This is a genomic window from Streptomyces albidus (ex Kaewkla and Franco 2022) (assembly GCF_013870515.1).
GTDB classification, from domain to species: Bacteria; Actinomycetota; Actinomycetes; order Streptomycetales; family Streptomycetaceae; genus Streptomyces; species Streptomyces albidus.
On sequence record NZ_JACBXA010000277.1, the window covers coordinates 1 to 7,059 of the forward strand.

6 protein-coding genes are annotated in these 7,059 nt (G+C 71.4%); 2 read left to right on the forward strand and 4 right to left on the reverse strand.

Annotated elements, in window-relative coordinates:
• The coding region (locus tag H5J26_RS26450; RefSeq protein WP_235981149.1) for a DUF3099 domain-containing protein at window positions 1-264 on the forward strand (264 nt) is incomplete at its 5' end.
• Window positions 265-271: 7 nt separating this feature from the next.
• On the opposite strand, the gene H5J26_RS26455 is transcribed toward H5J26_RS26450, so the two are convergent.
• Both H5J26_RS26455 and H5J26_RS26460 read right to left on the reverse strand, forming a co-directional pair.
• Window positions 272-2,584 (reverse strand): bifunctional salicylyl-CoA 5-hydroxylase/oxidoreductase, encoded by a 2,313-nt coding sequence (locus H5J26_RS26455; protein ID WP_419183855.1) that lies wholly within the window; start codon window positions 2,582-2,584, stop codon window positions 272-274.
• Between the two features lies 1 nt (window position 2,585).
• Entirely contained in the window at window positions 2,586-3,413 is an 828-nt protein-coding gene (locus H5J26_RS26460) for an enoyl-CoA hydratase family protein (protein ID WP_181768488.1), read from the reverse strand.
• A 304-nt stretch (window positions 3,414-3,717) separates the two neighbouring features.
• Here H5J26_RS26460 and H5J26_RS26465 point away from each other — a divergent pair, with 304 nt between their 5' ends.
• The gene (locus H5J26_RS26465) at window positions 3,718-4,488 is read left to right on the forward strand and encodes a sulfite exporter TauE/SafE family protein (protein ID WP_181768489.1); all 771 of its coding nucleotides are present in this window, start codon (window positions 3,718-3,720) and stop codon (window positions 4,486-4,488) included.
• Window positions 4,489-4,518: 30 nt separating this feature from the next.
• On the opposite strand, the gene argF is transcribed toward H5J26_RS26465, so the two are convergent.
• Together argF and H5J26_RS26475 are read right to left on the reverse strand one after the other, a co-directional pair.
• Window positions 4,519-5,565 carry an ornithine carbamoyltransferase gene (gene argF / locus H5J26_RS26470; RefSeq protein ID WP_181768490.1) on the reverse strand — a complete coding sequence of 349 codons (1,047 nt, stop codon included), beginning with the start codon at window positions 5,563-5,565 and terminating at the stop codon, window positions 4,519-4,521.
• Window positions 5,566-5,672: 107 nt separating this feature from the next.
• Window positions 5,673-6,905, reverse strand: coding sequence for an arginine deiminase (locus H5J26_RS26475; protein ID WP_181768491.1), 1,233 nt, complete (start codon window positions 6,903-6,905; stop codon window positions 5,673-5,675).
• Window positions 6,906-7,059: the final 154 nt, after the last annotated feature.

Consider the following 7,059-nt stretch of genomic DNA (forward strand, 5'->3'; position numbering starts at 1 on the left):
GAAGGCACCGCTCCGCAATACGCTGGAGACATGTACGCGCGACGGCGCAAGCGCTACTTCGTGCTGATGACGACCTGCCTCGTGCTCTTCATCAGCGCATGGTCCTTCGTGCGGCTGTGGTCCGTCCCCGCGGCGATCGCGATGTGCGTCGTGGCTGCGGTCATCCCGCCGGTCGCGGCGATCACCGGGAACAAGCGGGAGCCGGACGACCGCTGGTTCGACGAGGACGACGAGGGGGACCGGAACGGCCCCGGCTCCCGCTGATTCCCGCTCACAGCGCGAGCCGGGGCTTCGGCGCGTCCGTGCGGCCCGTCGGGGGTGTGCGGCTGCCCGCCCGGTAGGGCTTCGGCCAGGGCGCTGCCGGGCCCTGGTAGCCCTGGTCGGCCGCGGCGTGCAGCGTCCAGTGCGGGTCGTACAGGTGAGGTCTGCCGAGCGCGCAGAGGTCGGCGCGGCCTGCGAGCAGCAGTGAATTCACGTCGTCCCACGAGGAGATGGAGCCGACGGCGATGACCGGCACGCCCAGGGTGTTGCGGATGCGGTCCGCGTACGGGGTCTGGTAGGAGCGGCCGTAGTCGGGCCGTTCGTCGGGGACGACCTGGCCCGTGGAGACGTCGACGGCGTCGGCGCCGTGCTCCGCGAACGCGGCGGCCACCGCGAGCGTGTCCTCGGGCGTGATGCCGCCCTCCGCCCAGTCCGTGGCCGAGAGGCGCACCGTCATGGGCCGCTCGTCGGGCCACACGTCCCGCACCGCGTCGAAGACCTCCAGCGGGAAGCGGAGACGTGCCTGTATGCCGCCGCCGTAGGCGTCCGTGCGGTGGTTGGTGAGCGGGGAGAGGAAGCTGGAGAGCAAGTAGCCGTGGGCGCAGTGGAGTTCGAGGAGGTCGAAGCCGGCTCGGGCCGCGCGGCGTGCCGAGTCCGCGAACTGGTCGCGTATCTCCGCGAGTTCATCCGGAGCCAGCTCGCGCGGGACCTGGTTGACGCCGCTTCTGTACGGGAGCGCGGAGGGGGCGACCAGCGGCCAGTTGCCCTCCGGCAGCGGCTCGTCGATGCCCTCCCACATCACGCGGGTCGAGCCCTTGCGCCCGGAGTGGCCGAGCTGGATGCCGACCGCCGCTCCGTCGGACCGGGTGTGCACGAAGTCGGTCACACGGCGCCACGCCGACTCCTGCTCCCCGTTCCAGATGCCGGTGCAGCCGGGGGTGATGCGGCCCTGGGGCGAGACGCACACCATCTCCGTCATGACCAGCCCGGCACCGCCCAGAGCCCTGCCGCCCAGGTGCACGAGGTGGAAGTCGCCGGGGGTCCCGGACTCTTCGTCGGCGGAGTACATGTCCATCGCCGAGACAACGACCCGGTTCCGCAGGGTCAGTTCGCGCAGCCGGAAGGGCGTGAACATCGGCGGTGTGTCCGCGGGGACGCCCGCTTCGCGTTCGACGGCCGTGACGAAGCCGGCGTCGCGCATCCGCAGATTGTCGTGGGTGACGCGGCGGCTGCGGGTGAGCAGGTTGAACGCGAACTGCCGTGGAGGCTGGCCGACATAGGTCGCCAGGTCCTCGAACCACTCCAGGCTGCCGCGGGCGGCGCGCTGCGTGGACTGGACGACGGGACGGCGCTCCTCCTCGTACGCCTCGAGCGCTTCTTGAAGACCGGGCTGCTCCTCGACGCAGGCCGCGAGAGCGAGCGCGTCCTCGACGGCGAGCTTGGTGCCGGAGCCGATGGAGAAGTGCGCGGTGTGCGCGGCGTCGCCGAGCAGCACCGTGTTCCCGTGCGACCAGCGCTCGTTGACGACCGTACGGAACGCGATCCACTGCGAGTTGTTTCCCCGCAGGGCACGGCCGCCGAGGGTCTCGGGGAAGAGCTTGGCGCACTGCTCGGCGGAGGCGCGCTCGTCGAGGCGGTCCAGGCCGGTCGCACGCCAGACCTCTTCCCTCGCCTCGATGATGACCGTCGAGGCTCCCGGGCGGCCTGCCTCGCCGGCGCCTTCGTAAGGGTAGGCGTGCAGTTGGAGCACGCCGTGTTCGGTCTCGGCGATCTCGAAGCGGAACGCGTCCAGTGCGAAGTCGGCGGCCAGCCAGATGTAGCGGCAGCGGTGCGTGGTCAGCCGGGGACGGAAGACGTCGGCGTAGGCGTCACGCGTGGCGCTGTGCACCCCGTCGGCGGCGACGACGAGGTCGTGTGCGGCGGACAGTTCGGCGGCCGGCGGTGCTTCCGTACGGAAGCGCAGCTCGACGCCCAACTCCCGGCACCGCTCGTGCAGTACGGCCAGCAGGCGCCGGCGTCCGAGCGCGGCGAAGCCGTGACCGCCGGAGGTGAGAGTGGTGCCGCGGTGGACGATGTCGATGTCGTCCCAGCGGACGAACTCCTTCTGGAGCGCGGCGTAGACGGCGGGGTCGGCGTGTTCGATGCCGCCGAGCGTCTCGTCGGAGAGGACGACGCCGAAGCCGAACGTGTCGTCGGGAGCGTTGCGTTCGTAGACGGTGACGCTGCGGGAGGGGTCGAGGCGCTTGAGGAGCGCGGCGGCGTAGAGGCCTCCGGGACCGCCCCCGACGACGGCGACGCGCATGCCCGCGCCGGGCCCGCTCATCTCACTTCCCCCGCCACTTCGGCGGGCGCTTCTCGGTGAACGAGGCGTGGAACTCCGCGTAGTCCTCGCTGTGCATCAGCAGGGCCTGCGTCGCGGCGTCCATCTCGACGGCCGCGGAGAGCGGCAGGTCGAGCTCCGCGGTGAGCAGGGCCTTCGTCTGTGCGAGAGCGAGCGCGGGCCCGTCGGCGAGACGGCGCGCGAGCCGGGAAGCGGCCTCCTGCGCGTCACCCTCGTCCGTCAACTCGCTGATGAGGCCGATGCGTTCGGCTTCGGGTGCGCGCACGGGCTCGCCGAGCATGAGGATGCGGGTGGCGTGGCCCAGCCCGACGACGCGCGGCAGCAGATAGGCGGCGCCCATGTCGCCGCCGGAGAGCCCGACCTTGGTGAAGAGGAAGGAGAAGCGGGCGGTCGGATCGCAGACGCGGAAGTCCGCTGCGAGGGAGAGCACGGCTCCGGCGCCGGCCGCGACGCCGTGCACCGCGGCGACGACGGGGAACGGCGCCTCGCGCAGCGCCCGTACGACCTGCCCGGTCATGCGGTTGAAGTCCAGGAGCTGGGCGGTGTCCGCGTCCAGGGTGGCGCCGATGATCTCGTCGACGTCCCCTCCCGAGCAGAAGCCGCGCCCCTCCCCCGCCAGCACGAGCACGCGGGCGCTGCGCTCCCGCGACAGCTCCGCGAGCAGGTCCCGCAGGTCGGCGTAGGCCCCGAAGGTGAGGGCGTTGAGCCGGGCGGGACGGGCGAGGGTGACGGTCACGACGCCGTCGTCCTCGGTGACCTTGATGTGCTGCCACTCCTCGGTGCGCCGGGCGGAGCCGGTGTACGGGCTCATGTGCGCACCCCCGGGTTGCCGCACTCACTCATGCGCTCGCTCATGGGACAGGGCCTCCTTCGCGACGCCGACCGATTGAACGTATCACCGGTTCGTGACTGCCGTCACGGGTACGCGATAGACGCCTCGCGGATGTGCGCTCCCCGGCCCAAGTGCCGTTCCCGCACGGCCCGTACGCCGCCTCGCGAGCCCGCTGGTCAGGACCCGCGGAGGCCGCAGGCAGAGGGCATGGTCCGGTCGCCGCGCGGAGCGGATAGCGTGGTCGCGATCGTGCACAGCGCAGGCGGCGGGAGGGAAAGGGCAGATGGACGGCGACCCGCTCATACTCGTGCTGCTGGCCCTCTTCGGACTGCTCGGCGGCATCGGCATCACCGCGGTGGGCCCCGGCGGCGTCCTGCCCACCATCGGGATGTTCCTGCTGACCCCTCTCTCCCCGGCGGGCGTGGCCGGCACCGCCATCGCGACCCACATCGCCACGGGCGCCCTCGGCACCGCGGCCTACACGCGCTCCGGGCAGCTCCGCGAGCCGGGGACGCGGCGCATCGCGCTGATCCTCTCCGCGGTCGCGGTGGTGGGCGCACCGCTGGGGGTGTACTTCAACACCCTTGTCAGCGGCAGGGGGTTCGCCCTCCTCCTGGCCGTCGCCGTGGCAACGACGGGCGTACTGGTGTGGGTACGCGAGCACCGCGCCGCCCGCCAGGAGGGCGACCTCCCCGTGCGCCTGTCACCCGTGGCCACAGGTGCGGTCGGCCTGGTGGTGGCCGTCATCGCCGGGCTGTTCGGTCTCGGCGGGCCGATGCTGAGCGTGCCGCTCCTGGTGATCCTCGGCCTGCCGCTGCTGCCCGCGCTGGCGGCCGCCCAGGCGCAGTCGGTGGTCATCGCGAGCGTGGGCACCGCCGGATACCTGGTGCACGGCTCCATCGACTGGCAGCTCGCCGCGCTCGTCGGCGTCCCCGAACTGGCGGGCGTCATGATCGGCTGGAAGATCGCACGCGTCGTGCCCGTCCGCCGGCTGAAGTTCGCACTGGCCGGCACGCTGCTGCTCCTGGCGCCGTATCTCGCCCTTCACGGCTGAAGCGCCCAGCGGGCCGGGAAGTCACGAGCGTCAGCGGGTACGGCCCTCGACGGGCCGCGCCGTCAGGGACTCCGGGCCCGCCAGCGTGGCCACGAGGACGGCCTTGATGGTGTGCATCCGGTTCTCCGCCTCGTCGAAGACCACCGAGTGCTGCGGCGACTCGAAGACCTCGTCGGTCACCTCCAGCGAGTCCAGCCCGTGCCGGGCGTGGATCTCGCGGCCGACCGCCGTCCCGAGGTCGTGGAAGGCGGGCAGGCAGTGCAGGAACTTCACCTCGGGATTGCCCGTGGCGCGCAGCACGTCCATGGTCACGGCGTACGGCCGCAGCAGCGCGATGCGCTCGTCCCACACCTCCTGGGGCTCGCCCATCGACACCCACACGTCGGTGGCGACGAAGTCGACGCCCCGCACCCCCTCGGCCACCTCCTCGGTGAGCGATATGCGTGCGCCCGTACGGCCGGCGAGCGCGCGGGCCTGCGAGATGACGTCCTCCTCCGGCCACAGGGCGCGCGGCGCGACGATGCGCACGTCCATGCCGAGCAGCGCGCCGGTGACCAGATAGGAGTTGCCCATGTTGTTGCGGGCGTCGCCGAGGTAGGCGTAGCCCGTGCCGGTCAGCGGCTTCGCGCAGTGCTCGGTCATGGTGAGCACGTCGGCGAGCATCTGCGTGGGGTGCCAGTCGTCGGTGAGCCCGTTGTAGACGGGGACGCCTGCGTACGCGGCCAGCTCCTCCACGACCGCCTGGCCGCTTCCGCGGTACTCGATGCCGTCGTACATCCTGCCGAGCACCCGCGCGGTGTCCCGGGCGGACTCCTTGTGCCCCAGCTGCGAGCCGGTCGGGTCCAGATACGTGGTGCCGGCGCCCTGGTCGGCGGCGGCGACCTCGAAGGCGCAGCGCGTACGCGTGGAGGTCTTCTCGAAGACGAGCGCGATGGTGCGGCCCCGCAGGCGCTGCGGCTCGGCGCCCGCCTTCTTGGCCACCTTCAGCTCGGCGGCCAGGTCGATCAGGTGACGGAACTCCTCGGGCGAGAAGTCCAGTTCTTTGAGGAAGTGGCGCCCCGTGAGGTCTGTCGCCATGAGGGCTCCTAGGTCGCTGACTCGTCCTACAACCTGGAATTCTATACCGGCGACCGAATCTCTATTCAGTGGCCACCGGTTTCCCGCTCAGCGCGGCCCTGTCTGCGTCAGACCGGGTCCCTCTCCACGGGGCAGCTCATGCATCTCGGTCCGCCTCTTCCGCGGCCCAGCTCGCTGCCCGGGATCTCCAGCACCTCGACGCCCTCCTTGCGCAGGTGGGTGTTGGTGGTGACGTTGCGCTCGTAGGCCAGCACCACGCCCGGCTCGACGGCGAGCACGTTGCATCCGTCGTCCCACTGCTCGCGCTCCGCGGAGTGCACGTCCTGCGTGGCCGTGAGGACACGGATGTGGTCGAGGCCGAGGGCCGCGGCGATCGCCCTGTGCATGTGCTCGGGCGGGTGGTCGGTGACCTTCAGCTCGTACGCGCTTCCACCGGGCTCGATCGTGTACGAACGCAGCATCCCCAGGCCCTCGTACTGGGTGAAGGTGTCGCCGTCGACCATGGTCATCACGGTGTCGAGGTGCATGAAGGCGCGGCGCTTGGGCATGTCCAGCGCCACGATCGTCTTCGCCGAGCCCGCCGCGAAGAGACCGCGGGCCAGCATCTCCACGGCCTGCGGGGTGGTGCGCTCGCTCATCCCGATCAGGACGGCTCCCGACCCGATGACCAGCACGTCGCCGCCCTCGATGGTGGAGGGAAAGGCGCCCTGCCCCTCCGACCACACGTTGAAGCCGGTGGTCTCCGGGCTCGTGAAGAGCGGGTGGTGGTGGTAGATCGCCTCGAAGTGGACGGTCTCCCGCTGCCGCGCCGGCCAGCGCATGGCGTTGATCGACACCCCGTCGTAGACCCACGCGGAGGTGTCACGGGTGAAGAGGTGGTTGGGGAGGGGGGCGAGCAGGAAGTCGTCCAGGTCCATCACGTGGAAGCGGACCGACGCGGGCTCGGCGAAGCCCTCAAGGAACTCGCGCTTGGTCATGCCGCCCACCAGCGCCTCGGTCAGCTCCGGGGTCGGCAGCTGGTCGAAGGCCTCGCGGAGATGGGCGGTGGCCAGCGGCCCGTACTCGTTCTCGTGGAAGACCCGGTCCAGGACGAGCGTGCGGGCCTCGGGGATGTCCAGCGTCTCCGTGAGCAGGTCACCGAAGAGGTGCACGGCGATGCCCCGGTCGCGCAGGGCGTCCGCGAGGGCGTCGTGCTCCTGGCGGGCGCGGCGGACCCACAGCACGTCGTCGAAGAGGAGCTCGTCCTTGTTCGTCGGCGTGAGGCGCTTCAGCTCCAGATCGGGGCGGTGCAGAATGACGCGGCGGAGCCGCCCGGCCTCGGAGTCGACATGGAATCCCATGCCTCCATCCTGTCCGAGCCGAACGTGGAGTGCGCCGCGATTGCGGAAGATCCTCCGGCATGACGGGCCGGAAGGCGCAGGGCACGGCTTCAGGCACTCCGGCTCGCCCCACTCGTCCTGCTCGTCCCGCTACGCCGGGCCGCCACCGAAGACC